General features: G+C 66.3%; 30 protein-coding genes. 15 read left to right on the top strand and 15 right to left on the bottom strand.

The genetic code is table 11. The annotated features are described in order from the left end of the window. Positions 1-4: 4 nt before the first annotated feature. A complete protein-coding gene (locus Q8Z05_RS04335) occupies positions 5-850 on the top strand; it encodes a CPBP family intramembrane glutamic endopeptidase (RefSeq protein ID WP_305942263.1) in 846 nt (281 codons plus the stop codon). 186 nt (positions 851-1,036) lie between these two features. After that, positions 1,037-1,243 carry a hypothetical protein gene (locus Q8Z05_RS04330; RefSeq protein ID WP_305942262.1) on the top strand — a complete coding sequence of 69 codons (207 nt, stop codon included), beginning with the start codon at positions 1,037-1,039 and terminating at the stop codon, positions 1,241-1,243. Here the strand turns inward: Q8Z05_RS04330 and Q8Z05_RS04325 are convergent. From Q8Z05_RS04325 to Q8Z05_RS04310, 4 genes are all read right to left on the bottom strand, one after another. Beyond that, positions 1,240-2,223, bottom strand: a complete 984-nt coding sequence (locus Q8Z05_RS04325; RefSeq protein WP_305942261.1) for a CapA family protein — start codon at positions 2,221-2,223, stop codon at positions 1,240-1,242. The genes Q8Z05_RS04330 and Q8Z05_RS04325 overlap by 4 nt on opposite strands. Before the next feature lie 4 nt (positions 2,224-2,227). Then, positions 2,228-3,478, bottom strand: coding sequence for an ABC transporter permease (locus Q8Z05_RS04320; RefSeq protein WP_305942260.1), 1,251 nt, complete (start codon positions 3,476-3,478; stop codon positions 2,228-2,230). Positions 3,479-3,480: 2 nt separating this feature from the next. After that, on the bottom strand, positions 3,481-4,431 hold the full coding sequence (locus Q8Z05_RS04315) for an ABC transporter ATP-binding protein (RefSeq protein WP_305942259.1): 951 nt from the start codon (positions 4,429-4,431) through the stop codon (positions 3,481-3,483). Between the two features lie 181 nt (positions 4,432-4,612). Continuing rightward, entirely contained in the window at positions 4,613-4,789 is a 177-nt protein-coding gene (locus Q8Z05_RS04310) for a CsbD family protein (RefSeq protein WP_011693297.1), read from the bottom strand. Between the two features lie 155 nt (positions 4,790-4,944). Between Q8Z05_RS04310 and Q8Z05_RS04305 the strand changes: the two genes are divergently transcribed. Then, positions 4,945-5,349 carry a hypothetical protein gene (locus Q8Z05_RS04305; protein WP_317783411.1) on the top strand — a complete coding sequence of 135 codons (405 nt, stop codon included), beginning with the start codon at positions 4,945-4,947 and terminating at the stop codon, positions 5,347-5,349. Between the two features lie 4 nt (positions 5,350-5,353). Here Q8Z05_RS04305 and Q8Z05_RS04300 read toward each other — a convergent pair whose 3' ends face one another. Further along, positions 5,354-6,097 (bottom strand): GAF and ANTAR domain-containing protein, encoded by a 744-nt coding sequence (locus tag Q8Z05_RS04300; protein ID WP_305942258.1) that lies wholly within the window; start codon positions 6,095-6,097, stop codon positions 5,354-5,356. A 385-nt stretch (positions 6,098-6,482) separates the two neighbouring features. Here Q8Z05_RS04300 and Q8Z05_RS04295 point away from each other — a divergent pair, with 385 nt between their 5' ends. Continuing rightward, positions 6,483-7,820, top strand: coding sequence for a phosphoribosyltransferase (locus Q8Z05_RS04295; RefSeq protein WP_305942257.1), 1,338 nt, complete (start codon positions 6,483-6,485; stop codon positions 7,818-7,820). Here Q8Z05_RS04295 and Q8Z05_RS04290 read toward each other — a convergent pair. Continuing rightward, positions 7,772-8,851: a glycosyltransferase family 4 protein gene (locus Q8Z05_RS04290; protein ID WP_305942256.1), complete on the bottom strand. Its 1,080-nt coding sequence runs from the start codon at positions 8,849-8,851 to the stop codon at positions 7,772-7,774. The two genes, Q8Z05_RS04295 and Q8Z05_RS04290, sit on opposite strands and share 49 nt — an antisense overlap. A gap of 286 nt (positions 8,852-9,137) precedes the next feature. Here Q8Z05_RS04290 and Q8Z05_RS04285 point away from each other — a divergent pair, with 286 nt between their 5' ends. Next, positions 9,138-10,808, top strand: a complete 1,671-nt coding sequence (locus tag Q8Z05_RS04285) for a GAF domain-containing sensor histidine kinase (RefSeq protein WP_305942255.1) — start codon at positions 9,138-9,140, stop codon at positions 10,806-10,808. A gap of 57 nt (positions 10,809-10,865) precedes the next feature. On the opposite strand, the gene Q8Z05_RS04280 is transcribed toward Q8Z05_RS04285, so the two are convergent. From Q8Z05_RS04280 to Q8Z05_RS04270, 3 genes are all read right to left on the bottom strand, one after another. Beyond that, entirely contained in the window at positions 10,866-11,504 is a 639-nt protein-coding gene (locus Q8Z05_RS04280) for a response regulator transcription factor (RefSeq protein ID WP_305942254.1), read from the bottom strand. Then, a complete protein-coding gene (locus Q8Z05_RS04275) occupies positions 11,485-12,198 on the bottom strand; it encodes a hypothetical protein (RefSeq protein WP_305942253.1) in 714 nt (237 codons plus the stop codon). The genes Q8Z05_RS04280 and Q8Z05_RS04275 overlap by 20 nt, the downstream gene beginning before the upstream one ends. A 79-nt stretch (positions 12,199-12,277) precedes the next feature. Beyond that, positions 12,278-12,757: a universal stress protein gene (locus tag Q8Z05_RS04270; protein ID WP_305942252.1), complete on the bottom strand. Its 480-nt coding sequence runs from the start codon at positions 12,755-12,757 to the stop codon at positions 12,278-12,280. Positions 12,758-12,820: 63 nt separating this feature from the next. Here Q8Z05_RS04270 and Q8Z05_RS04265 point away from each other — a divergent pair, with 63 nt between their 5' ends. From Q8Z05_RS04265 to Q8Z05_RS04250, 4 genes are all read left to right on the top strand, one after another. After that, positions 12,821-13,210: a DUF3040 domain-containing protein gene (locus Q8Z05_RS04265; RefSeq protein WP_305942251.1), complete on the top strand. Its 390-nt coding sequence runs from the start codon at positions 12,821-12,823 to the stop codon at positions 13,208-13,210. 208 nt (positions 13,211-13,418) lie between these two features. Further along, positions 13,419-14,291 (top strand): NAD-dependent epimerase/dehydratase family protein, encoded by an 873-nt coding sequence (locus Q8Z05_RS04260; protein ID WP_305942250.1) that lies wholly within the window; start codon positions 13,419-13,421, stop codon positions 14,289-14,291. Between the two features lie 8 nt (positions 14,292-14,299). Continuing rightward, complete coding sequence (locus tag Q8Z05_RS04255; RefSeq protein ID WP_305942249.1) at positions 14,300-15,331, top strand: aldo/keto reductase; 1,032 nt, start codon at positions 14,300-14,302, stop codon at positions 15,329-15,331. A gap of 156 nt (positions 15,332-15,487) precedes the next feature. Beyond that, positions 15,488-16,297, top strand: a complete 810-nt coding sequence (locus Q8Z05_RS04250; protein ID WP_305942248.1) for an NYN domain-containing protein — start codon at positions 15,488-15,490, stop codon at positions 16,295-16,297. Between the two features lie 4 nt (positions 16,298-16,301). Here the strand turns inward: Q8Z05_RS04250 and Q8Z05_RS04245 are convergent, their stop codons facing one another. Together Q8Z05_RS04245 and Q8Z05_RS04240 are read right to left on the bottom strand one after the other, a co-directional pair. After that, positions 16,302-16,517: a hypothetical protein gene (locus tag Q8Z05_RS04245; RefSeq protein ID WP_305942247.1), complete on the bottom strand. Its 216-nt coding sequence runs from the start codon at positions 16,515-16,517 to the stop codon at positions 16,302-16,304. A gap of 120 nt (positions 16,518-16,637) precedes the next feature. Next, positions 16,638-17,747, bottom strand: coding sequence for a DNA alkylation repair protein (locus Q8Z05_RS04240; RefSeq protein WP_305942246.1), 1,110 nt, complete (start codon positions 17,745-17,747; stop codon positions 16,638-16,640). A 149-nt stretch (positions 17,748-17,896) separates the two neighbouring features. Between Q8Z05_RS04240 and Q8Z05_RS04235 the strand changes: the two genes are divergently transcribed. Continuing rightward, positions 17,897-18,679, top strand: coding sequence for a phosphatase PAP2 family protein (locus Q8Z05_RS04235; RefSeq protein ID WP_305942245.1), 783 nt, complete (start codon positions 17,897-17,899; stop codon positions 18,677-18,679). A 6-nt stretch (positions 18,680-18,685) separates the two neighbouring features. Further along, positions 18,686-18,991, top strand: a complete 306-nt coding sequence (locus Q8Z05_RS04230) for an MmcQ/YjbR family DNA-binding protein (protein ID WP_305942244.1) — start codon at positions 18,686-18,688, stop codon at positions 18,989-18,991. 8 nt (positions 18,992-18,999) lie between these two features. On the opposite strand, the gene Q8Z05_RS04225 is transcribed toward Q8Z05_RS04230, so the two are convergent. Further along, positions 19,000-19,296, bottom strand: coding sequence for a MerR family transcriptional regulator (locus Q8Z05_RS04225; RefSeq protein WP_305942243.1), 297 nt, complete (start codon positions 19,294-19,296; stop codon positions 19,000-19,002). 139 nt (positions 19,297-19,435) lie between these two features. Between Q8Z05_RS04225 and Q8Z05_RS04220 the strand changes: the two genes are divergently transcribed. From Q8Z05_RS04220 to Q8Z05_RS04205, 4 genes are all read left to right on the top strand, one after another. Beyond that, complete coding sequence (locus tag Q8Z05_RS04220) at positions 19,436-19,861, top strand: Hsp20/alpha crystallin family protein (protein ID WP_305943478.1); 426 nt, start codon at positions 19,436-19,438, stop codon at positions 19,859-19,861. Positions 19,862-19,946: 85 nt separating this feature from the next. Then, positions 19,947-20,297, top strand: a complete 351-nt coding sequence (locus tag Q8Z05_RS04215) for a J domain-containing protein (protein WP_305942242.1) — start codon at positions 19,947-19,949, stop codon at positions 20,295-20,297. A 35-nt stretch (positions 20,298-20,332) separates the two neighbouring features. Next, the gene (locus Q8Z05_RS04210) at positions 20,333-20,722 is read left to right on the top strand and encodes a hypothetical protein (RefSeq protein WP_305942241.1); all 390 of its coding nucleotides are present in this window, start codon (positions 20,333-20,335) and stop codon (positions 20,720-20,722) included. Positions 20,723-20,762: 40 nt separating this feature from the next. After that, the gene (locus Q8Z05_RS04205) at positions 20,763-22,262 is read left to right on the top strand and encodes a GH1 family beta-glucosidase (RefSeq protein WP_305942240.1); all 1,500 of its coding nucleotides are present in this window, start codon (positions 20,763-20,765) and stop codon (positions 22,260-22,262) included. A gap of 95 nt (positions 22,263-22,357) precedes the next feature. Here Q8Z05_RS04205 and Q8Z05_RS04200 read toward each other — a convergent pair whose 3' ends face one another. From Q8Z05_RS04200 to Q8Z05_RS04190, 3 genes are all read right to left on the bottom strand, one after another. After that, a complete protein-coding gene (locus Q8Z05_RS04200) occupies positions 22,358-23,416 on the bottom strand; it encodes an App1 family protein (protein WP_305942239.1) in 1,059 nt (352 codons plus the stop codon). A 73-nt stretch (positions 23,417-23,489) separates the two neighbouring features. Then, a complete protein-coding gene (locus Q8Z05_RS04195) occupies positions 23,490-24,221 on the bottom strand; it encodes a DUF72 domain-containing protein (RefSeq protein ID WP_305942238.1) in 732 nt (243 codons plus the stop codon). A 31-nt stretch (positions 24,222-24,252) separates the two neighbouring features. After that, positions 24,253-25,143, bottom strand: coding sequence for an aldo/keto reductase (locus Q8Z05_RS04190; protein WP_305942237.1), 891 nt, complete (start codon positions 25,141-25,143; stop codon positions 24,253-24,255). Positions 25,144-25,173: the final 30 nt, after the last annotated feature.

Raw genomic sequence — 25,173 nt, 5'->3', positions numbered from 1 at the left:
CGTGATGAGCGTTGACCCAGCTCCGAACACCGGCGGAGGCATCCGCGCCCGGATTAGGGACCGGATTGCCGCGCACCCCGTTGCCGCTTTTCTGATCCTTGCCATCCCGCCGGCCTGGCTGGCCCAGTGCCTTGCCATCGTCTTGTTGCAGGACGTCACTCCCGGGCTCCTGGTGGAACTCCTGGTCCTGCTGGGGGCCGCGGTCCTCGTGACGGCAGCGGCTGAAGGCCGTGCCGGCGTCCGGCGGCTGTTCAGCGGCGTGGTCCGCTGGCGGGTGGGCGCCGGCTGGTACGCCATGGCGCTGCTGGCGCTGCCGCTCCTGACCCTGCTGACCGCCGTCGTGACCGGCACGCTCCGAGAGCCGGCCAGCGGGTGGGCGGCCACCGCAGGGGTATACCTGCTGAAAGCTGTTGTCGTCGGTGCCCTGCTGGGCAACGTCTGGGAGGAGCTGGCCTGGGCGGGAGTGGTCCAGCGGCGGCTGATGGACCGTAAGGGCGTGCTCGCGGGCTCAGTCCTGACGGCCGTTCCGTTCGCGCTGATCCATCTGCCCCAGGCCTTTGCCGAACGCGGGTTCACGGCCACGCCCTGGACGGACGTGGCCCTTTCCTGGGGAGTCCTCTTCGGGTTCGCCTTCCTGGCCCGTTACCTACTGGGTATGGTCTTTGTCGGAACCGGCGGGAGCATCCTGATCCTGGGGCTCCTGCACGGGTCCATGAATGCATCCCAGGGCATGGACACGGTGGACTGGTGGCAGTTCATTCCGGCAGTGGCGGTGCTGACGGCGGCTGTCGCCGGGTACTTCGCGGTGAGGTCCCGATCCGCTGTGCGCAAGGAGTTTTTGTCCAGATAACGGGACCTGGATGCCCCTGAGCGGCCATTATCTGGACAAAAACTCCGGAGCGGCAGGGCAGCGGGGCGGAGGAAAGGCCAATAGCCTTCCGTCTGGTCTTCCGCCGGGTGGCGGGCGCGGATAATCTGGGACGTGCCAGGATGCTGCCCGTACAGCACCCCAGTTCCTGGCCAAGAGAGGCGCGACATGTCAGAGAAGCTGCATCTCAGCCCGGAAGATGATTTTCCGGAGGATCTTTCAAAAGTTGAGGACAAGGATCTTCAAATTCTTGACAGCCAGGTCCAGCGCCAACTCGATTACGAATACGTGGCCGAGGGCGAACCGAATCCGGAGACCGAATTCCGGCACTATGACCTTGATGAAGAGTTCAGCGAACGGGACAAGCGGGACTAGATGTCCACCGGTATTTCCAGCACGTTCGAGTCCTCGGACCAGTTGCTGCGCGTGCCCAGCTGAACGCAGAGTTCCTGCATCCGCGCTGCGATCTGTCGTGAGCCCTTTCCGGCCAGCCGCGCCTGGAACCCGGTGATTTCGGTGGGGTGGAGCTGCAGCCGGACCGGGACGCCGCCCGACGTTTCCAGGCGGAAGATGAAGGACTGGTCGTTGCGTTCCGCGGGGTCCACGGCATAGTCGTCAATGAAGTCCCCGGCGCTGTAGATGAGGGGCCGTCCGCGGTAGAGTTCGACGCCGCGGAAAACGTGGGCCGAATGCCCGAATACGACGTCGGCCCCGGCATCCACCAATGCCCGCCCCAGCTCCCGGTGGGCGGACGGCACCTCGGCTCCCCAGTTGCCGCCCCAGTGGGCCGAAACCACCAGCAGGTCCGCGCGGGCCCTGGTGCGGCGGACCAGGGCAAGCAGGTCCCGGACCCTCGCGTCGTCCCGCTGCCGTTCCCCGACCGGAACGTAATACACGCCGGGCCGCTGCGGCCCCGCCTCCCAGTCCGGCTGGTTGTCTGTGAAGGCAATGAGTCCGACGGCGGCTGGACCCACCCGCCTGATCGCCGGCCGCAGCGCGGCCTCCAGGTCCGGCCCCGCCCCGGCGTGCAGGATTCCGCAGCGGTCCAGTGCAGGCAGGGTCTCCCGGAAAGCATCCAACCCGTAATCGAGGACATGGTTGTTGGCGAGCGCGACGGCGTCGATGGCTGCCGCGCTCAGGACGGCCACGTTGCGGACGTCCGAGCGGAAGTGGAACACCTTACCTGGCTGGGGCGCCCCGCCGTCGGCCAGGACGCACTCGAGGTTGGCGAAGCGGATGTCCGCCCGCGCCAGGACCGGCAGGGTATCGCCCCAGGGGAAGCCAGGCGGGACGGATTTGAGCTGCCGGTTCACCAGCCGGCCCAGCATCACGTCGCCCACGAAAGCCAGCTGCATGCGGCTACTTCTCCGCCGGGGCGGCCACCGCATGCCGCGACCCTGCCCTGAGGGCGGTCCTGATGCTGACCTTGGAGGTGTAGGAGATGGACCCGTACTGGAACAGCCGCACGGCCACGCGGAGCATCACGGCGGCACCGGCGTAGAGGATGGCGATCACCAGAGCGGCTTCCATGACGCCGAGGGAGCCGAAGGCGTTCCGCAGCAGCGCTGTGACCGGCGCAGAGAACGGGAAGTACGTGAAGACCTGGACGATCGGGGAATGCGGCTCGGAAACCACCAGGCTGACCGAGTAGAAGGGGATGAAAATCAGGGCGATCATCACGCCCATGAAGTTTCCGGCTTCCTTGGCTGTGGGCATCACGGCGCCGATGGCCACCAGCGTGGTGGTGAAGAGGGCGAAGCCGCCCACGAGGATCAGGAAGCCGACGGTCATGCGCAGGGGGTCGAAGATCAGCTGCGACGCCTCGAACTCGGGGATGCTCAGGGCATCCCGGTAGAAGAGGGCGCCGACCAGGACGGGGGAAGCGAACACCGCCACCTGGACGAGGCCCACCATGAACAGGGCCAGCACCTTGCCGGTGATCAGGGTGGTGGGCTTGAGGGTGGTCAGGATCATTTCGGTGACCCGGTTCTCCTTCTCCTCCAGCGTGGAATTCAGCATCTGCCCCGCGAGGAGCACCACCAGCCCGTAAAAGACCACCAGAAATGCCATCGGCGGAATCACGGAGTTCATGCCTCCCGCCACCTCGGACCCCTGGTAGGTGACGGTTTCCACCTGCGCCGACCCTGACGCGAGGCTGGACAGCTGGGGCGAGCCGATTCGCACGGCCACTGCGCGTGCCAGCATGACCTGCGCGACGGCGGCGTACTTTCCGTTCTCGAACAAGCCCTTGTCCGTGCCGTACACCTTCACTGCCGTGGTCTCGGGATGTGCGGGGAACTCGAAGTAGGCGTCGACGGCGCCGGACTGGACGTCCCGGATACCGGCGTCGGACGAGTCCGCGGGAACGGCGCCGAATGCGGCTGCGTCGGCGGGGGTGATCAGGCCGGAGGCGTCCCGGTAGGAGATGCTGAACTGGGCGTTCTTCTGCGCCTCGGCGGCGGAACTGGTGCTGGTGTTGCTGAGGAAGATCATCCCGAACACCACGGCCATGATGACGGGCACGGACAGGGTGCCGATCCAGAACCGGGGCTTGGTCACGGTGCGCACGAATTCGAAGCTGATGACCGTTCCAAGGTTGTGCCGGGCCATCGCTAGGCACCCGGCCTCGCGGCCACGCGGGCAGGGACAGCGACGGGCGGCGGCTGGCTGTGCTCCCCGTACACGCGGATGAAGATGTCCTCCATCGAGATCTTGGTGGTGGTGAAACTGCGGACGACCAGGCCGGCGTCCATGAGTTCCCGCAGGATGGCCGCTTCGTCGGTGTCGTCAGTGATGGAGAGCTCGGCATAGTTGGTTTCTTCGAGCGTCACTTCATAGTGGGGTGACGCCGGAATGCGTCCTGCGTGCCGGAGGCGGACGATCCTGCCGCCGTACTTGTTCTGGACCTCGTCGATGGTGCCGTAAGCCTCCGACGTGCCGTCCTTGAGGAGGATGATGCGGTCGCAAAGCCGTTCCACCTCCTCCATCTGGTGGGTCACCATGACCACCGTGGCGCCGTCGTTCTTCTGCTCCGCGATGATGTCCATCAGCAGCCGCCGGTTTACCGGGTCGAAGCCCTTGGTGGGTTCGTCCAGGATGAGGAGCTCCGGGCGGTTCATGATGGTGACGCCGAGCTGCACTTTCTGCTGCTCGCCGCTGGAGAGCTTGTCCACCTGGGTGGCGGCCTTGCCGGCCAGGTCCACGCGGTCCAGGTACGCCAGCGACCAGTGCCGCGCCGCGTGCCGGTCCATTCCCTTGAGCCGGCCGAAGTAGGTCATGACGTCCATGACCTTTTCCTTCTTATAGAGCCCGCGTTCCTCCGGGAGATAGCCCAGCCGGCCGCCGTGCTCGGGTTTGAAGGGCCGGCCGTTGATGTGCAGGATCCCGGCAGTGGGTTCGTAGAGGCCCAGGAGTGCGCGGATGGTGGTGGTCTTGCCCGAGCCGTTGCTGCCGAGGAACCCGAACGTCTCGCCGGCGCGGACATCGAAGGAGAGGTCGCGGATCACGGTGGTGTCCGCGAAGTCCATCCGGAAACCGCTGATATGCACCGCTGGTTCGTCCATGGCCGTCGCCGCCTGTACCGAATCATTGCCCGCCAACGTCGGTTCCCCCCGAGGCAGGCTGCCATGTGAACAGACTGACCGGAGTGTCCCGCAAACGGAAGGGGCAAAGGTCCCCTGGCCGCCGGCGCGGCATACAAAAGCCGGGGCGCGGAAGTCTCCGCGCCCCGGCTTTGGGTAACGACTACTTGTCGTTGATGGTGTCCTTGACGTCCTCGGCCGCGTGCTTCGCGTCGGCCGTGCCCTGATCAATCTTGCCCTCGGTCTCGAGCTTGCTGTTGTTGGTCAGCTTGCCCAGTGCTTCCTTGGCCTCGCCGATTGCTTTCTCGGCAGCGTTCTTGATCTTGTCGCCCAAACCCATGTTTGTTTCCTCAATCAGTTGATCAGTCGCAGGCGGGCGGATGCCAGCCGTTGCCCCTCCACCCTAGGTGCAACCGGCTTCGCTTTTTTCCATCCGGCGCTCCACGCGCTTTTAAGTCCTTGGCTCTGCCTCAGGCGTGCGGGAACGGTACCATCATGACCATGCCCGGAGTACTCGACATTGCAGGCCCCATCCTGGAAGTGCTGACCTGGATTTGCCTGCCCGCCGGCCTGATCCTCCTGGTGGCTGTGGGGACGATGCGGCGGTTCGAGGATCAGTGGACCCAGTCGGAGGGCGTGGTCTACTCCGACGAAAGCGGCGTGGGTTTCCGCTGGTACGACCACCATTACCAGGTCCACAACGCGCCCATGTCTCCGCACGACATCCGGCACATGGCCCCGGGGGACGCCGTCACCATCCACTATGCGGTGAAGACGCCCACCCGCTGGCGGACCAGTGCGCCGGAGGTCCGCGGCGAAGCGGCCGGCGTCCTGGGCTGGATCCTGAGCGGCATCGGAGCGGCCGCCTTTGTTGCCGGCTTCCTGCTGCCGATGTTCTGAGTCGTTACAGCTCGAAGTGCGTCCTTGCAGGACCTTGGCCCAGGGAGTCCACAATGGCCGCGGCCACGCCGTGCAGTTTGACGTTCCGGGCACTTGAGGCCGCCTTCAGCAGCTCGAAGGCCTCCTCCTGGCTGCACCGGTTCTGGGCCATGATGATGCCTATGGCGACGTCGATGGCGGTGCGGGTCTCCAGCGTTGCCTTGAGGTTGTCCGCCGTCTCGCTGAAGTGGGCAAAACGTACGGCCAGCCGGAGGGCCATGGACGTCTGGCTGACAAAGTCCTCGGCGAGCTCCAGGACCTTGCCCTCGAACCGGCCGGGCCGGTGGGAGTAAAGGTTCAGCGCCGCCCGGGTGTCGCCGTCCAGCTGGAACGGCACGGCGAGGATGGAACGGACTCCGAGCCCCAAGACCGTCTCCGAGTACTTGGGCCATCGATCATGGGCCTCAAGGTCCACGACGTGCACGGTCACCTGGTCACGGGAGGCGGTCATGCACGGGCCGTCGCCATAGGCATACTGGATTTCGTCCATCGCCTGCGCCTCGGGGCTGCTGCTCGCCACCGTCGCCGCTTTCCGGTGCCGAAGCAGCGTAATTCCGCAGAGGACTGCATCCCCGGGCTCGGACAGGCTGCGCGCGGAGACACGTGCGAGTTCGTGAAGAAATTGCCCTACGTCCGAGCTGTTCAACACCATTTCGTGCAGATGCTGGCTGATGGACGTTGAGGTGTTTGCGGTCGTCTCGCTGGCCACGATGTTCTTGCTGCCATTTCGTTCAGGTCAAAACGATCCGGCAACGCCGCGTGTACCCTGGCGTACGCAACGCGGGGTAGCAGGCAGAGGAGCCGGATCGTAGAACTATCCAACGGCCCTCTGCTAGACCGTACCGGGAAATTATATACATCAGTTCAAAGTCTCCGGACGCATGTGACACTGCCGTCGGCTGAGCCGGCCCGGCACGGCTGATGCCGTTCAAGGACCGGCGAATCCGGGCCGAAAGTCCCTCGCAACCGGCCGCCGCCTGCCGGATAGTTGGAGAACAGTGGCCGCCGATGTCCCTCCCCGCATGCCGGGCTGCACACCCATGGCGTGCACGGACCCGTACGGCGGCCTGGAGCCACGAGGCGAACGGCCTGCCATGAGCATTTTCGAGGACAGAGTTGAAGCGGGACGGCGGCTGGGGCAGCGCCTCGAATATCTTCGCGGCCAGAACATCGTGGTCCTCGGCCTGCCCCGGGGCGGTGTTCCGGTGGCCTACGAGGTGGCCACGGCCCTCGACGCCCCCCTGGACGTGATCGTGGTCCGGAAGCTGGGCGTCCCCTTCCAACCCGAGCTGGCTATGGGAGCCATCGGCGAAGGCGGTGCGCGGGTGCTGGACAAGCACATCATTTCCCGCGTGCGCGTGACGCAGGCCGAACTTGAAGCTGTCGAAGACCGGGAACGCGCCCTGCTCGAGACCCGGGTGGCGCGGTTCAGGAAGGGGCGGACCCGCGCGGATTTGCGGGGACGCACCGCAGTGATCGTCGACGACGGCATCGCCACCGGATCCACGGCCCGCGTGGCGTGCCGCATCGCCCGCGAACTGGGCGCCGCCAAGGTGATCCTGGCGGTGCCGGTGGCGCCCGCCGATACGCTCGCGGACCTCACGGAACCGGACGAAGTCGTCTGCCTCGCCACGCCCCGCCAGTTCACCGCCGTCGGCTACCACTACCGGGACTTCTCGCCCACCGGCGACGACGAAGTGGTACTGCTGCTGGATGCGGCAGCGAAGCGGCTGCACAGTGCCCAGACAGTTGCCAACGGAACCGCCGTCGACGAGGACGTCCAGATCCAGGCGGGGGAGGTGCGGCTCCAGGGGCACCTGTACCTGCCGGTGGCGGGCGCCGCCGTCGTGGTGTTCGCGCACGGAAGCGGCAGCAGCAGGCACAGCCCCCGCAACCGTTTCGTGGCGTCGTTCCTGCAGCGTGCGGGGCTGGGCACCCTGTTGCTGGACCTGCTCACGCCGGCCGAGGAACTCAACCGGGCCAATGTGTTCGACATCGGGCTGCTCGCCGGCCGGCTGACGGGGGCAACGGCATGGCTCGGCGACCGCCCGGACACCGCCCGGAGCCGCATCGGATATTTCGGTGCCAGCACGGGTGCCGGTGCGGCGTTGTGGGCCGCAGCGGAACCCGGTGCCCGGATTGACGCCGTGGTGTCGCGGGGCGGCCGTCCGGATCTGGCCGGTGAGAAGCTCTCGGCGGTCCGTGCCCCCACGCTCCTGATCGTGGGCGGAGCGGACCGTGAAGTGCTGGAGCTCAACCGCTGGGCCCAGGCCCTGCTGCGCTGTCCCAGCCAGCTGTCCGTTGTTCCGGGTGCCACGCACCTTTTCGAGGAGCCGGGTACATTGTCTGAAGCCGCGGCGCTGGCGAGGGACTGGTTCCTGCGCTACCTCGTGCCCGGCGGAAGCCAGTCCGGAGGCGAATCCGGGGAATGATGCGGCAGGCCGCCCCCCAGGATCTCCTCATACAGGGAGATGTGGTCGGCCACCATCCGGCCGGTGCTGAAGCGCAGCCCGGCGGCCCGGCGGCACGCACGCCGGTCCAGTCCGGGGGCCAGCGACAGGGCGTCGGCCAGTTCGCCGATGCCGCTCCGGAGGTAGCCCGTGACGCCGTCGTCCACTATTTCAGGGGCCGCCCCGGAGCCCGTGCCCACCACGGGGGTGCCGGTTGCCAACGCTTCGATCATCACCAGGCCGAAGGGTTCCGGCCACTGGATCGGGTTGAGGAATGCCACCGCCCCGCCCAGGAGCTGGTACTTTTCCGCGGTGGTAAGTTCGCCGAGGAACTCCACCTCAGGTCCCATGAGCGGGGCAATCCGGCTGTCAAAGTAGTCCTGTTCCTCCCTGCCCAGGATGCGCGCAGACATCAGTAGCCTGTACCCGGCCCGCCGTGCGATCAGGATTGCCTCCCGGGGCCCCTTGTCCGGACTCATCCGCCCGAGGAATGCCGCGTAGCCGCCGGCGCCGTCCCCCACCGGCACGGCATCAACATCGATGCCGTGGTGGATCACCCGCGCGATCTGCACGCCGGCAGCGTCCGCGGCCTGCCGGTGCGAGATGGCCACCATGGCCACGTCCGGACCCATCAGCCGGTAAAGGTCGCCCAGGAGTGAACTGAACGGGCCGTGGTTGGTAGTGACGACGGGCAGGGCGGCAGGGCGATAGCGGAAGAAGGGCCCGGCCACCGTGTGGTCGTGAACGAGATCCACTCCGGCCAGCGAGGCATAGGCCCGGGCTACGTGGTACAGCTCCGCGGTGGCGGACCAGGTGGTGGCCGAAGCGGCTCCGGGCGCCGGCATGCCCGGCACCAGCGGAACCGGGCAGGTGCTTCCCTCCGGCGCCGCCAGGAGGACGTCGTGACCGGCAGCCAGGAGTCCGCGGGCCAGCCCGTCCACCACCACTTCGGTGCCGCCGTAACGGGGCGGAGGCACCGGCAGCCAGGGCGGCGCGATCAGTCCGATACGCACGTTGGATCATCTCCTTGCACCCGGGGATGCAGCGTTTTTCCGCGAGCCAAGAATGCCACTCACGCGAAAGCTTTCACAGTGTCTTTAGTCCCCATTCCGCTTTTCCTTGAGCCGCTGTGTCCCTCTTGGTACTGTGTTGATATCAGTCTGGGGTTGATGCAATACAACGGTGAAGCAGTCCGCCGTTTGTGTCTCGCTGCTGTGGGGAGTCGCATGAGCCCGGACCTTCCGGTAGTTAGCAAGTATCGGTCACCTAATCCCTCCAATCCTTCCGCCGGGTGGCGCCATGTGGCGTGAACCCATCCGGAGGCGCACCGAGGACCTGTTGCGCGACTTCGTGGCCCGGGCCGATGAACTTGTGCGTGCCCAGGACCAGATGCAGGGCCTGCTGGGGGCTGTCGTATCCCTGACCGAGGACCTCAGTCTCGAGGCAGTCCTGGACCGTGTGGTGCAGTCGGCGTGCGAGCTGGTGGGCGCGCGTTATGGCGCGCTGGGCGTGATCGACGATGATCACGAGCTGGGGCACTTCATCACGGTGGGAATTGACGACGACGGCATCCGCCTGATCGGCGACCTGCCCACGGGCCGCGGTGTGCTGGGGCACCTGATCCGCCGGCCGGAGGCACTCAGGCTGGACGATCTGGGCTCCCACGAAATGGCCAGCGGCTTCCCGCCGAACCACCCTGACATGAAGACGTTCCTGGGGGTGCCCGTCAGGGTCCGGGGCTCCGTCTTCGGAAACCTCTATCTGACGGAAAAGCTCGACGGCGGGCCGTTCACCCTGGAGGACCAGGAACTTGCTTCGGCATTGGCGTCGGCCGCCGGAGTCGCCATCGAGAACGCCCGGCTGTACGAGGACACCCGGCGGCGCCAGCGCTGGCTCGAGGCCGGACTGGAGGTCAGCGACCTACTCAGCGCGGCCGTTTTCCCCGGCGAAACCGACAACCTGGACCTCGTTGCCGAGCGGGCATTGGGTGTCTCGGACTCCATCCTGGCTGTGGTCGCCTATCCGGACGCTGACGGCACGCAACGCTGCCGGACGATGGTTGGCGTCCAGTCCCTTCCTGCCGGCCAGGAGCTCCCGCCGTCGGACGTCATTGCCGAGGTCCTTGAGACCGGAGCTTCGGCTCTGGTCCGGGACCCCACCGAGGTCTTCGGAGCGGGAACGGATGAGAAACTGGGTCCGCTACTGGTGGCCGCCCTGGGGCGCAGGAGCAGCGAACGCGGCCTGCTGATCCTGGCCCGACCCGCCGGCGGCCCCCTGTACATCCAGTCCGACCTGCACTCCAGCGCCGTTTTCGGTTCCCGCGTGGGGCTGGCACTCGGGCTGGTCCGGGCACGGCAGCGGCGCGAAGAGCAGCTGCTGTCCACCGACCGGGACAGGATCGCACGTGACCTGCACGATCTGGTGATCCAGCGTCTCTTCGGGGCGGGGCTCAGCATGCAGAGCCTCCGCCGCTACATTCCGGATCCTGTGGCACAGGAACGCATTTCCGCGGTGACGGCCGAGCTTGACGGCACCATCCACGAACTCAGGGACACCATCTACTCGATGCGGACCGGGCACGGCGAGAAGGAGCCGCTCACCGGCCTCATCATGCGGACCATTCACGAGGGGATCCGCAATTCCGAATTTTCACCCAAAGTCCAGCTGACGGGACCGGTGGACGAAGCGGTCCCCGACGTCGTCGTCGAGCAGCTGTTGCCGGTGCTGTCCGAGGGGCTGAGCAATGCCGTCCGGCACTCCGGTGCCGACGAAATCAACATTTCACTCACCGCCCTGCCGGATTGCGTGGAGCTCAACATCATGGACAACGGCTGCGGGTTCGAAAATCCCACGCGCGTCAGCGGCCTCGACAACATGAAGCATCGGGCCATGGCCCTGGGTGGCGAATGCACCATCAAGAGCCGTCCCGGACACGGAACCCGGCTCACGTGGACCGCCCCTTCCCGGTGAGTTTGGCGCGGTGACCCTGGCCGGCGGTGACCCTGGCCGGGGCCCTGGCGGGCGCCGCTAGCCCCGCAGCTCGAAGCCCAGTTTGGTGAGTATTGCGGCCACCTGGACTTTCACGGCGGTCCGGGCAAAGCGCGTTTCCTCGCTGATCTGCCGGTTGGTCAGGCCCTGCCCCATGAGGGCCAGGACCTTCAGCTCCTGCGAACTCAGCCCGCTGTGCGCGCGGTTGACCTGCGCCCTGTACAGCCGCTCCATGACTTCGCGCTCGACGCCGGGCTCCAGCAATGATTCGCCGGTGGCCACCCGGCGGATTCCGTCAAGGAGCGCGGTCCCGGGCAACTGCCGGAGAACATAGCCGGCCGCCCCGGCCAGTACCGCGCCGCTGAGGGCGTGGTCGTCGTCGTAACTGCTCAGGAGCAGGCATCGGAGGCCCGGGTTGTCGGAAAGAATTTCCCGGCATACTTCGATGCCGGTGCCATCCGGCAAGTGGGTTCCGATGACCACCAGATCGGGGCTCAGGGACGGTATCACGCGGCTCGCTTCCGTGGCCGAGCCGCTTTCGCCAACCACCTGAAAGCGCGCTTCTTCCAACAGTTCGCGGATTCCCACCCGGACCAGGGCATGGCTGTCCAGGATGAATACGCGCGTCCCCCCAACACCGTTGTTCCGGATTGCTGGGTCAGCGGCCACCGTGAGCATCACCCAGTCCTGGCTTCATCGGATCGGTGACAGCCTGCCCCGCGTGCCGGCTGACACTGCGCTGGCTACGGAAGGCGTAGTACAGGAGGCCCAAGCCGGCCACCAGCGGCACCACGGCGGTGAGATACTCCACGGCGCGGAAACTGACGGCGGACTGAAGGGCAAAGGACAGACCCAGAACGGCCAGCCCCGCCGCCGGAATCAACGGCCACTTCATCCGTTCCGGCGTGAGGGTCAGCAGCGCAAAAGTGGCGGCGAGGCCCAGGAACAGCACGGCCGCTGCGGGCCAACCGTCCAGTGTTGGGGGCAACGCCACCACCAGCGCGAGGGTGACCATTACGCCGCAGGGGATCAGGGCCCACCAGTTGTCCCGCACCCGGACGTACACCGCCGCAAACCCTGCGGAGATGGACAGGAAGAACAACGAGCCCGGCCAGTCCCCGCCTGATTCGGGCCACAGCTGAGTGGTGGCGGACACTGCGGCCAGCCCCAGCAGGACAAACCCCGGAATGGCCGCCCACCAGTAATCCCGGCTCCTGGAAAAGACTGCCAGGAAGACTGCGCCGGCGGTGCCAAAGATGAACGGCCACACCAGCAATGCGGTATCAAGGACACGCAGGGCGTCCAGCAGTAGCAGGACGCCGGCAAGCAGGAGGACTGCGCCTGCGATGATGCTCGCCGTTGCTGCTTTCATGACGATGCTCCCGGGACTTGGGTGCGCGGTGCCTGCCGCGCTGGTGCATAGAGATTAGGGATTGGGGAGGTGCCGGGCCTCACCCGGACGCCGGGCCGGCTGCCGGTTCGGCCACCTTGGAGTCCTGGCCCACCACGAGCACGGGGCAGTGGGCGTGCGCGGCGCAGGCCCCGCTCACGGATCCCATGACCTGTGAGAGGAAGCCGCCTTCCCCGCGGCGGCCCACTACCAGCAATTGCGCATCGCGGCTTTCATCGATCAGGGTCTTTGCCGGCGGACCGAACTTCACGGTGCGGGAAAGATGTGCCGGCGGTGACGCCCCAAAAGCCCTCTCAACTGCCTGGTCGACCAGGCGCTTGGCTGTCTCCTCGAGTTCCTCCATGCTGGGGACGCGCCCGGCAGGCAGATGGGACGCGAGGTAGAAATCAGAGGTTCCCAGGCAGGTGATGATCTCCAGCGGGGCGTTCAGGCTGCCGGCCATCCGCCCGGCGAGCTGCAGTGCAGCAGTGGAGAACTCGGAACCGTCCACGCCCACCACGATCCGTTCTTCAGTGTTCATGGATTCCAGCCTGCACCGCCCGGGTCCGCCTGCCTAGGGTCGAAAGTCACCGCGGCTACGCCCATGACTTTCGGCTCTATTGACTTTGTCGCCGGAGGGACGATCCTTAATATCAATCCGGTTCGGAGGTCAATGATGCCGCTTTCTGACCATGAAAAGGACATCCTGAAACAGTTGGAGCAGTCGCTTCACGAGGATGATCCGCGATTCGCCGCGCGCATGGAGGGCCAGTCCCGGTCGCTGATGCGGCGGGTGATACTCGGTGCCCTGTGTGTGGTTATCGGGTTCGTCACGGTAATAGCGGGCGCCGTCATCCAGCTGGTGTTCCTGGGGGTCGCCGGGTTTGCCGTGATGGTGGCCGGCGGTTACTACGCATCCCTGGGCATCAGTCCGAGCAGGCTTCGTTTCGGGCGCCCGAGCATGGGTTTGCCGGGCCAGTCGCAGCATATCTAAGACCCCAACAGCCTGACCTCGCCACATGTCGGGTGCCGGGGCACGGCGGCTGAGCGCCGCCGGCAGGCGGGGGCGCTCCTTCCTAGGACTCAGAGGGCCAGCCAGAAGGGCTGCGTCCTTGCCGTTGCGCCCCTAGGGTGGAATGACGACGGCGGCGGCCGGCAGTCGCGGAAGACGGCATGCCGCCAACTACCCAGAGGAGTTCCTGATGAGAGTTGCTGTAACCGGAGGAAGCGGAAAGCTGGGCAGGAGCGTGGTGCGCAGGTTGTCCGAGGACGGCCACGATGTCCTGAACCTGGACCGCACGGGCGCCAGGGACCGCGGGTTTACCGAGGTGGACCTGCGCAATTACGGGCAGGTCCTGGACGTCCTCCTTGGCCTCGATGACCGCCACGCAGGCTTTGACGCGATCGTGCACCTGGGGGCCATCCCGGCTCCGGGCCTCGCGCCGGACGCCGCCACCTTCGAGAACAACATGCTCGGCACGTACAACGTCTTCCAGGCGGCCCGCCGGGCCGGAATTAAGAAGGTGGTGTACGCCTCCAGCGAGACGGTGCTGGGGCTGCCGTTCGACGTCGATCCCCCCTATATCCCGGTGGACGAGGAATACCCGGCCCGGCCGGAAAGCACCTACTCCCTGGTGAAGCACCTTGAGGAGCAGATGGCCATCCAGCTGACCCGCTGGGATCCGGAGCTGAGCATCACCGGCCTGCGGTTCTCCAACGTGATGGACCCCGAAGATTATGAGGACTTCCCCTCCTTCGACGCCGACGCCACACTGCGGAAATGGAACCTGTGGGGCTATATCGACGGCCGCGACGGCGCACAGGCCGTGGCCCGGGCCCTGGAGCACGGCAAGCCCGGCTTCGAGGCATTCATCATTGCCAACGAGGACACCGTGATGAGCCGTTCCAGTGCCAGCCTGGCGGCGGAAGTCTTCCCCGGCGTCAAGGTGGTCAAGGAACTCGGCGAACACGAGACCATGCTTTCCATCGACAAGGCGAAGCGCCTGCTCGGGTTCGCCCCGGAGCACACGTGGCGCACCTACCACTCGAACCGCACCACACCAACCGAGGACTGAGGAGAATTATGCAATACCGCACACTGGGAAACAGCGGCGCCGTCGTGTCCAACTACGCGCTGGGCACCATGACCTTCGGTGCCGAAGCCACCGAGGAAACGTCCTTTGCCATCCTTGACGATTACTTCGCAGCTGGCGGCAACTTCATCGACACCGCGGACGTCTACAGCCAGGGCGTTTCGGAACAAATCATCGGCCGCTGGCTGGCGGCCCGTCCCGACGTCAGGGACAGCGCCGTTCTGGCCACCAAGGGCCGCTTCCCCATGGGTAAGGCCCCGAACGACCTGGGAACGTCCCGCCGCCACCTCACCCGCGCCCTTGACGACTCGCTGCGCCGACTCGGCGTGGAACAGATCGACCTTTACCAGATGCATGCCTGGGACCCCATCACGCCGCTGGAGGAGACGCTGCGCTTCCTGCACGACTCCGTCAGCAGCGGCAAAATCGCCTACTACGGCTTCTCCAACTTCCTGGGCTGGCAGCTGACCAAGGCGGTGCACCTCGCCAGGGCCCACGGCTGGAGCGCCCCCGTGACCCTGCAGCCGCAGTACAGCCTGCTGGTCCGGGAAATCGAGTCGGAGATTGTTCCGGCGTCGCTGGATGCCGGGATCGGGCTGCTGCCGTGGTCGCCCCTGGGCGGCGGCTGGCTTTCCGGCAAATACAGGCGCGACGAGTCACCGGCCGGCGCCACCCGGCTGGGCGAGAACCCCCAGCGCGGCATGGAAGCCTGGCAGGCCCGCAACGATGACCCGCGCACCTGGGAGGTCATCGGAACCGTTGAGAAAATTGCCGCGGACCACGGCGTGAGTGCCTCGCAGGTGTCCCTGGCATGGCTGGCGGACCGGCCGGCGGTCACATCGGTGATCCTCGGCGCCCGCACCACGGAGCAACTGGCGGACAACCTCGCAGCCGCGCACCTGGAGCTGACCGAGGAGGAAACCCGCCGGTTGACCGAGGCCAGCCAGCCCCGCGTTGGTGTGTACCCGTACGGTCCCATGGCCCACGAGCAGCGCAACCGGAAGATTGAAGGCGGACGCTAGCCGGCGCGGACTGCACCCCTGAAGGAGGAGGCCGACGGCGGCACGTGCCTGCCGTCGTCGGCCTCCTTTCTTGCCACGCAGGTGCCCGGCGCTGGCTCCGCCGCGCCCCTTCGGCGGTAGGATCTGTTTACTATTCGCTGGGGGAGGACGGATCACGTGGCAGGATCGCAGCAACGGAACGTGGCTATTTTCCTGGATATGGAGAATCTGTTCGGCGGGTATAAGAACGACGTCACGTCGGTGCCGCTGGCCACGGTGGTCCGCGACATCGAGAAGGTCGTCCGGGACACGGACCTCGGCGGGCGAACGGCGCTGACCCGGGCGTATGCCAACTGGGCCCGGGCTGACATGGCCGGCTACCGGAGCCAGCTGCAGGCGCACAACATCAAACCCGTGCAGATCTTTTCCTTTGACCAGAGCAGCAAGAACGCCGCGGACATTGAGCTGGTGGTTGACGCACTGGAAGTGGCCGCGGACATGCCGTGGATAGACCTCTTTGTGATCGTCAGCGGCGACGGGGACTTCGTCCCGCTCCTGCGCCGACTGCATGCGCTGGGAAAGCGCTCGCTGGTGGCCACCACGACGCAGCCGAAGGCCGGAGCCGTCAACAAGATCCTGCAGTCGGTTGCCGACCATTTCCATGTCATCGACATTCCCGCGCCGCCGGCTGCCCCGGTTGCCGCCCCCGCGGTGGGTAAGCCGGCGAAGAAGAAGGACGAAGCGCCGCACACCGAGCTCGAACTCTACAAAGCGAGTGTCCACGCGTTCCTGAAGGACGATCCCACGCTCTGGGAGAAGGGCCTGGTGAACGCTCCCCGGCTCGGGCAGTTGCTGAGGGACCGCTGGCCCAACGTCACCTACAAGACCTTCGGATACAAGACCCTGACCTCATTTGCCGAGGAAGGCTGCGGGCTCAAGGTCGTCAGTACCCCCGCCGCCGGGCCCAAGGCCCGGGCAAAGGTGTGAGCCCTCAGCCGGCGGGAAGGACCTCGTAGCCGTCCGCCTTGGACACGAGCTGGCGGCCGTGGTTGCCGTCGAAGGCAAGCCACATCACGGCGGAATCGTGCGTGGCGTCCTCCACCTCGCCGGTGCGGACAAGCCTGCCGTCGAGCCGCAGTTCAACCCGGCTGCCAATCAGCTGCTGCCAATCGACCGCTGGTTCAGGAACGGGGGCGGGGGCGGTCATTCCGGGTCCTTGTCTGTGATCGCTAACAATCCTGAAATGCTATCCGGGCCAGCACTGTGAAGCAAATCACACCGGGTCTGTGGCGTGTTTCGGGCCCGGGGGATCCCGGGAAGGCCTTCCCTAGACTTCCACCACGAACTCCGTGGGTGCGTACCGGACCCCGTTAATCTGCAGTTCCAGGGCGTGGCTGCCCGGGTGGTGCACCCGCGTGGTCATCTGGCGGAAGGCGTGGCGCTTGGTCATGGTCCGGGTTTCGCCGGGGTCCAGGGTCAATGCCGCCAGCTTGAAGACCTTCTCCGATTGCGAGCCATTCGCCTTCATGTAGTGGACGACGTAGTCCACCGCCAGCCTGGCCGGGCCCGCCCCTGTGTTGGAAATCTCGAACTCGAAGCCGAGGTCCGCCGGAAGCGTCACGGTGTCCCGGTCCAGCCTGGGCGGTGTCACCGCAAGGGACGCCGGCGCGAACCCTTGCAGGGCGAGGGCGCCCGGGTGGGCTTTTTTGACCAGGGTGCGCAGGCCGTGCCGGAGCACCCACGACGTGTTGGCATCCGGTGCGGCGGCCCAGGCCGCGGCCGTCGCCAGCACCGCCTCGGGAGAATGGCGTGCCAGGTCGTTGAGGTGGTTTGCCACAGAACGCCGGACGTAATCCACCGGATCCCGGTAGAGCGCGTCGAGGATGGGAAGCGTGGCCTCCGGCCGCTGGATCAGGCCCGGAATCCGGACCGCCCAGGGAAGGTAGGGCCGGGTCCCCTCGCTGGCGAGGCGTCGTACATGCTCGTCAGGGTGCGCGGTCCAGGTCAGCACGACGGCGAGGGCGCGGTCCAGGTCGGCGGCCAGCAGTCGGCGGATGGCGAACTCTCCGGTCAGCCGCGGAGTCAGTTCGGCAAGGAGCAGGAGGCAGTCTTCAAAATCGTCCGATCCGGCCGAACCGAGGGCGAGCGTTACTGCTGATTCCGTGACCGGCCAAATGGTCCAGCCGGTGAAGGCAGCGTCCCGAAGGGCGCTCCGGAAGGTCCGTGCCGCCGTCGAATAGTCCGCTTCACCGGCAGCGGCGAGATCCGCCAGCAGCCCCCGGCTCACGTGGTCGGTGCGTTCCCGGAGGCTCAGGTCGTCCAGCGAGGCACCGGCCCCCGCGACCCTGGTCCAGGCCACGCCGGGAGCGACATCCGCCAGAACGCGCACCAGCCTGTCAACGGCCGCTCGGTCAATCAGCTCATTCATGGCACCCATGCAGTCAGGCTACCGCTGCCGCCGTCGTACGACGGGTCGCCCCACCCCGGCAGCCCGGAGTGCCAGGGGCCGCCGCGAGCCAAAATCGCGGAACCGGGATAATGTCAGCGGACACAATTTTTTCTGGACTGCATAGGCGGTAGCGGCACATGGCTGACGATCGAACCCGGAAATCACCGCACTGGTGGCGGGTCTTCCACGACAAGTTCGTGGTTGAAGAGCGGTACATGAGTGCTGCCTCCCGGAAGAACCTTTACCGCATCGCCGTGCTCCTGATGGTCCTTGGTGCCGGGCTCTTCCTGCTGACCTTGACGGACGTCCTTGGCAGGGACGGGCTGACCGGGCTGGATGAGCCTGCACGCTCCTGGTTGGTCAGCCAGCGCTCGGAGCCCGCCACGGCCGTCATGATCTTCCTGGCGATCGTGTTCGGCCCTGTGGCGCTGCCCATCATCATCCTGGTGGTCACCGTGGCCTGGGGGATCGCAGCCAAGCACGCGTGGCGCCCCCTGCTGCTGGCGGGGGCCATGCTCACAGGAGTTGCGCTGGCCCAGATCATCGGGCGCTCGGTAGGGCGCCAGCGTCCGCCCTTGGACCTCATGCTGTTTGGTCCGGACGTCACCTTCTCCTTCCCCTCCGGGCACGTGCTGGGTGCCTGTGATTTCCTGCTGGTCACCGCGTTCCTGGTTTTCTCACGGCGCCAGAGCACCTGGCCCGCTGTGTTGGGCTTTGCCGGGGCCGCCGTCGGTATTGTCCTTGCCTCCATCAGCCGCCTCTACCTGGGCTACCACTGGGTCAGTGACGCGCTGGCCTCACTGTTTATCTCTTTCGTGGTCCTGGGGGCCGTCATCGCGCTGGACACGTGGCGAACGGCCCGCATCCCGGGAGAACAGATCACCGGTGAACTGTCCAAGGCCGACACCATCGAAAGCTAGCGACAGGTGGCCACCGAAGAAGACGTCCGCCGCATCTGCCTTGCACTTCCGGGGGTCACGGAGCGCCCCAGCTGGAACCAGCCTGCGTGGTTCGCGCGGACACTGATGGCCAGGCTCTGGGAGGACGGCGTCCTCACGGTCAAGACGCGGGAACGGGAAGCGCTGGCCGGGACCGATCCCGAAACGTATTTCTGGACTCCGCACCACGATCGCTCACCCCGGCTGGTCCTGGTCAGGCTGGACAGGATCGACGTGCAGGAGTTGGCGGAACTCCTTGAGGAGTCGTACCTCATTGCCGGCGGCCGGCCTTGAATCCCGCGTCAGCCCTGCGGACGTGAGCGTGCCTTTTTGAGTTCGATCCTGAGCTTGGCATTGGCCGCTTCAAGCTCCAGCACCTTCGCCACTCCGGCGAGGTTGAGCCCTTCGTCCAGCAGTTCGCCGATGCGTTTCAGCACGGCGAGATCCGCATCGCTGTACTGCCGCGTCCCTCCGGAGGTGCGGTCCGGAGTGAGCAGGCCTTTCCGTTCGTAAAGCCTGATGTTCTGTTGGCCGGTGCCCACCAGATGGGCCACCACGGAGATCGCGTACAGGCCTGTCTCCGAACTGCGCGCTGCCATGGTCCTCCCAAAATTTTCCTGAAAAGCGTCTTGCAACAGTCTCTCACCGGTGCTATAAAAAATCTATACCCGCCAATACAGATAGCCGAGGCGGGCACGGAAAAAATGGAACAACCACAAGCTGAAGGAGTGGGAAATGATGTTGATGCGTACGGACCCGTTCCGTGAACTGGACAGGTTGACCCAGCAGGTGTTTGGCACCGCCGCCCGGCCTGCGGCCATGCCGATGGATGCCTGGCAGGAGGACGGGGAGTTCGTCGTCGCATTCGATCTGCCGGGAGTCGACGTCGACTCTGTGGACCTCAATATTGAGCGGAACGTACTGACTGTGCGGGCTGAACGGCGCGATCAAACCCAGCCCAATGTGGAACTGGTCGTTTCCGAACGGCCCCGCGGCGTCTTCAGCCGCCAGCTGATCCTCGGTGACACCCTGAACACGGACAACGTCAAGGCAAAGTACGACGCCGGCGTGCTGACCCTCCGTATCCCCGTCGCCGAACAGGCGAAGCCGCGCAAGATCGAAATCGAAACCAAGCACGACACGGCGCACGAGATCAGCGCCTAGTCGAACCGGGGCGGCAGCCGGCAGGTGCCGGCCGCCGCCCCGCCACGCACCGGACAGTGTGACACGGCCATGAGGTGACGCGGCCATGAGCAACCAGCTACCTGACTACTACGGCATTCTCAGCGTGGCCCCGACGGCCACGAAGCAGGAAATTTCGCGTGCCTACCGGGCGCTGATGCGCCTGCACCACCCCGACCTCGAAGGCGGAACCGAAGACGGCAGGGGCGACGGCGGGCTGTTGCGAATCATGGAGGCTTTCGCGGTGCTTCGGGACGCGAAAACGCGTGCTGCCTACGACCGCGCACTGTCTGTTCCCCGCATCAACCGCGCAGGGCCCCGGGATGTTCCGGTCCGCCGGGTTCACCCTTCGGAGCCCCCGTTGCTGCGGGTCTCACCCGTCTTTTGGGAGCGCGGTCCCCGGCCGGGGATGCGATAACGAGAGGTACCTGATAACCAAAGAAGGAGTATTCGATGAGCGCCTGGCGCCGCTATGATTCCCATCTGATTCCGGCGTTCCACGAACGCTTCGAGAAACGGTGGGGTCTGGGCACAGCCCCGTTCCTGGATCCGGAGGCCCATGAGGAGCCCCTGCCGCGGGCACAATGGATCCATCCGGAAACGGGCGCGGCACTGGCGGTGGTCCCTATCTGGACCCCGGAAGACAGCCAGCACCGGTCCTTTGGGGTCTTTTATCTGCCGCCGGGCGGTGACATCTGGGTGCTGCGCCCGGGCTTCACGGGCTACCTTGAACCCGCAGCGGATGACACGGAGCACCTGATCACGCTCCGCAACGATGCCTTCAAGAAAGCACTGGCACACGCCAAGGAGTTCCTCTTCGGCTCCGACGCTGCGGTGCACTAAAATCAGTCCACCATCCGAAACCACATAAGGGATCCAGCAGATGAAATTCTCCGCCAAAGATGTGGCTGCCACGATCCCGCCGTCGTTCACCATGGGCGTTGCCACCGCGGCCTTCCAGATCGAGGGCGCCCTCGACGAAGACGGACGCGGGCCGTCCGGCTGGGACGTCTTTGCCCGGAAACCCGGCGCGATCGTGGACGACCACAGCCCCGTTACGGCCTGCGACCACTACCACCGCATGCCCGAAGACGTTGCGTTGATGAAGGACCTGGGAATCGACTCCTACCGGTTCTCGCTGTCCTGGTCCCGCATCCAGCCCGGCGGCAGCGGTCCGGTCAATCCCAAGGGCCTGGACTTCTACGACCGCCTGCTGGACCAGCTGCTGGCCAGCGGCATCTCACCGATGGTCACCCTTTACCACTGGGACACCCCGCTGGCGCTCGACGAGGCCGGCGGCTGGATGAACCGGGACACGGCGTACCGGCTCGGCGAGTTTGCCTCCATTGCGGCCGCGGCCTTCGGCGACCGCGTGGCCCGGTGGGTGACTGTCAACGAACCTGCCACCGTGACCACCAACGGCTACGCCCTGGGCCTGCATGCGCCGGGCGAGTCACAGTTGCTCAACGCGCTGCCCACAGTGCACCACCAGCTCCTTGGACACGGACTGGCAATGCAGGCACTCCGTGCAGCAAACGTCCCCGGCGAAATCGGCATCACCAACGTCTACTCGCCCATGATTCCGGCCTCGATCAACCCGCTGGACAAGCTGAGCTCGTCACTGATGGATGTTTTCCAGAACAGGCTGTACGCGGATCCCGTGCTGCTCGGAAAATACCCGGACCTCATCCGGGCCGCCACCTTCTTCAGCTCGTTCAGCCCCTCCGAGGAGGACCTGCAGCTGATCTCGCAGCCGCTGGACTTCTACGGGCTCAACTACTACATGCCCACGCGGGTGGCTGCCGGCCCCGGCGAAGGTGCCGTTCCCGCCGGGATGGCGGAGGCCATGGGGGATGACCTCAGCGGCAGCGCTCCCGGTGCGCCCTTCCACATCACCGAGTTTCCCGACGCCGAAACCACGGCCTACGGCTGGCCGGTCAGGCCCGACTACCTGCCCGTGGCGCTGGCGGAAATGGCCGAACGCTATCCCCACCTGCCTCCGGTCTTCATCACGGAGGGCGGGGCGAGCTTTGAGGACCTGGTGGTCCGGGACAAGGCACGGGACCGGATCATCATTCCGGACGAGCGCCGCCTGCGCTATCTTGCCGAGCACATCTCCAGTGCAGTGGAGGCCACCAGCCCCGGAGGGCCCGCGGAGTCCATTGATCTGCGCGGCTATTACGTCTGGTCACTGCTCGACAACTTCGAATGGTCCGCGGGCTACAAGCAGCCCTTCGGCCTCGTGCATGTTGACTTCGAGACGCTCACCAGGACACCCAAGGCGTCCTACTACTGGCTCCAGGAGCTGCAGGAAGCCCGCAAGGACGCTGCCGCGGCGGCCGTTGACACCAGTGCGGCCGGCGAACCGGAACCGGTGGCCTGACGCAGCAAGATCTGACGCAGCAGGATCCGATGCGACAAGATTAGACCCACCCGGAAAGGCCGGCCCGAAGGGGCCGGCCTTTCCGGGTTCTTGGCTCAGACGATCTTGAGGTCGGCGAGGCCCTTGGTGATGCCTGCGCCGTCGGGGGAGTAGATCCACGGAACCGTGGAGCCGGTGTGGTCCCCGTTCTCGGAGTGACCGCCGGCCAGCACGGACTCGCTCACGGAGAGCTGGCGGATGGCGATGGCCGCTACGCGGTCGCCGTGTTCCTTGGCGAACTTCGAGTAGATTTGTTCGTCATGCTGGCCGTTGTCGCCGATCAACAGCCACCTCATGTCCGGGAATTCCTGCGCGAGCCGTTCCAGGTTTCCGTTCTTGTGCTCCTGGCCGCTGCGGAACCAGCGGTCCTGGGTCAGCCCCCAGTCCGTCAGGAGGAGGGGCCCGGCCGGGTACATGTTCCGGGTCAGGAACCGTGCCAGCGTGGGGGCTGCGTTCCAGGGGCCGGTGGACAGATAGATCACCGGGGCATCGGGGTGTTCCACCACCAGCCGGTCCATGAGCACCGGCATGCCCGGCGTGGCCATGCGCGCCCGCTCACTCAGCACGAAGGTGTTCCACAGGGCAAGGAACGGCCGGGGGAGCGCGGTGACCATCACGGTGTCATCGATGTCCGACACGATGCCGAACTTGGTGTCGGGGCCGATGACAATGATGTTGGCCTTCACGGGCTCGGTTCCCTCGGCCCGCAGGGTGGCAGTGTGCCAGCCGGGGGAGAGCTCAACGTCCACCACGGTGTCAATCAGACCGCCGCGGTCCGCCTTGACGCGCCTGGTCACGCCCTCGATGTCGATTTCCACGTCGGTGAACTGCAGGGGCACGCTGGTAAACGCCCGCCAGCCGCGGATGTTCTGGTTGCCGTTCTTCGCGGCGTGCTCGGCCCGGCTGCCTGGCATCGGCTTGGTGGTCAGGACCACCCGGCCGAGGACCCGCACCCACGATGTGGAGCCGTACCCCTGGTAGGCGACGGTCTGCGGAACAAAATTCCAGCGCCGAGCCAGCTTGATGCGGACGCTGTTGACCGTGTCCGAGAGCTTGTGTGCCGCCCGGAAAGCGTGGTTTCCGGACAACGATGATTCCTGCGGCGCCGATTTCATGCCTCCACTCTGCCACAACGCGGCACGTCGGCGCCGGTGCGGTGCCACTAAGGCGCCGGGCCGTAACAAGGACTTAGCCGTCCCCCAGCAGCCACCGTAGGGTCTCGGCGTTCCGCACGGCGTTGCCGCCGCCGTCGTTATTGAAATACACGAACACGTCCTTGCCCTGGCCCTGCCACTCGCGGATGCGGTCAGCCCACCAGCGAAGGTCATCCTCCGAATACGAGCCCCCGTAAAGGTAGTCGTGGTCCGGTCCGTGCAGGCGGACATACACAAAAGGCGCCGTGGCCCGAAGGATGCAGGGCAGGTTGGCGCCGCTCATGATGCAGTACGCGGCCCCGTGGCGCTCCAGCAGCGCATACACGTCGGGGTGGTCCCAGCTGGGGTGCCGGAACTCCACCGCCACCCGCACCCACCACGGCAGCGCCGCGAGGAAATAGCCAAGGCGGGCATCGTCGCGGCCGAACCCCGGCGGGAGCTGGACCAGCAACACCGCCCTCTTGTCACCCAGCTCATGCCAGCACCTGATGATCCGCTCCACCCAGACTTCGGGGCTGTAAAGCTTCTTCGCATGGGTCAGTCCGCGCGGGGCCTTCACCGACATCACGAAGCCCTCGGGCAGGCGCCGCCGCCAGCTGGCGAAGGATGATTCCCGCGGCCAGCGGTAGAAGCTTGCATTCAGCTCCACCGTGCCGAAGCGCGCCACGTAGTAGGCAAGCCGGTCGCGGGCCGGAAGCCCCGGCGGATACAGCACGTTCTCCCAGTGGTCATAGCTCCAGCCGGAAGTGCCGATGTGGATCCCCATAGTGTGCCTGGACGCTGCTCAGCCGGCCGGCTCAGACTTCGCCGGCCCAGTCGGCCGCATAGGGTGCGAACGCATCCTCCCACCGCCGCCGCTCGCTGTCGGGCAGGGGGCCGCGTCCGACGGCGGCCGCCGCGGCCTCCAGGTTGCTCACCTTGGAAGTGCCCACGATCGCCGTGCTCACCCCCGGGCTGAAGGCTGAAAAACGCAGGGCGGTGCCCTGCCAGTCATCGGTTTCCGGCTCGATGCCCATCCGGCGGAGCCTGTCCCAGTAGGTTTCGCCGTACACCCCCACTGGGCGTTCGGCGTGGCGCCAGGGGGCGTTGGCAAGCGGCCGCTTGGCCACCACCCCCAGCCCCTGCCGGCCGGCGGCGGGCAGGACGCCACTCCGCGAGCGCTGGTCCGCGACGTTCACGGAAGACTGCAGGGCGCCGAACACGCCGGCGTTCCCGGCCCACGCGAGGGCGTCGTTCTCGCCGCTGTAGCCCGGCACCCGGACCTTTCCGGCCTCCGCGCACCGGAGCAGCGCCTCCACCGCATCGCCCTGCTGCAGGACGGTGAGCGGGCACGAATGCAGGAACACCACGTCGATCACGTCGGTGCCCAGCTTGCGCAAGGCCTCGTCGACGCCTCCGGTCACCGCGGCAGCGCTCCAGTCCTCCGCGCCGTCGACGTCGTACCCCACCTTCGTGGACAACACGACGGCGTCGCGTTGTCCACCAAGGCCGGATAGCCAGGTGCCGATCCGTTCCTCGGAGAGTCCGTAGCCCCGGGCAGTGTCGATGAAGGTGATGCCCAGATCCAGTGCCCGGTCCAGGAGCCCGTGGGCCTCCTGCTCACTGACGTCGTCGTAGCCGATATGGCCCGCACCGAACCCAAGCGCGGATACGGTCAGGGCAGATTCTCCGAAGTTCCGTTGCAGCATGCCTTGGATAGTAGTCGGCCCGGACCGGTT

Origin of the sequence: Arthrobacter oryzae, from assembly GCF_030718995.1 — a bacterium.
Taxonomy (GTDB): Bacteria; Actinomycetota; Actinomycetes; order Actinomycetales; family Micrococcaceae; genus Arthrobacter; species Arthrobacter oryzae_C.
This window is presented reverse-complemented; position numbering and strand designations above follow the sequence as displayed.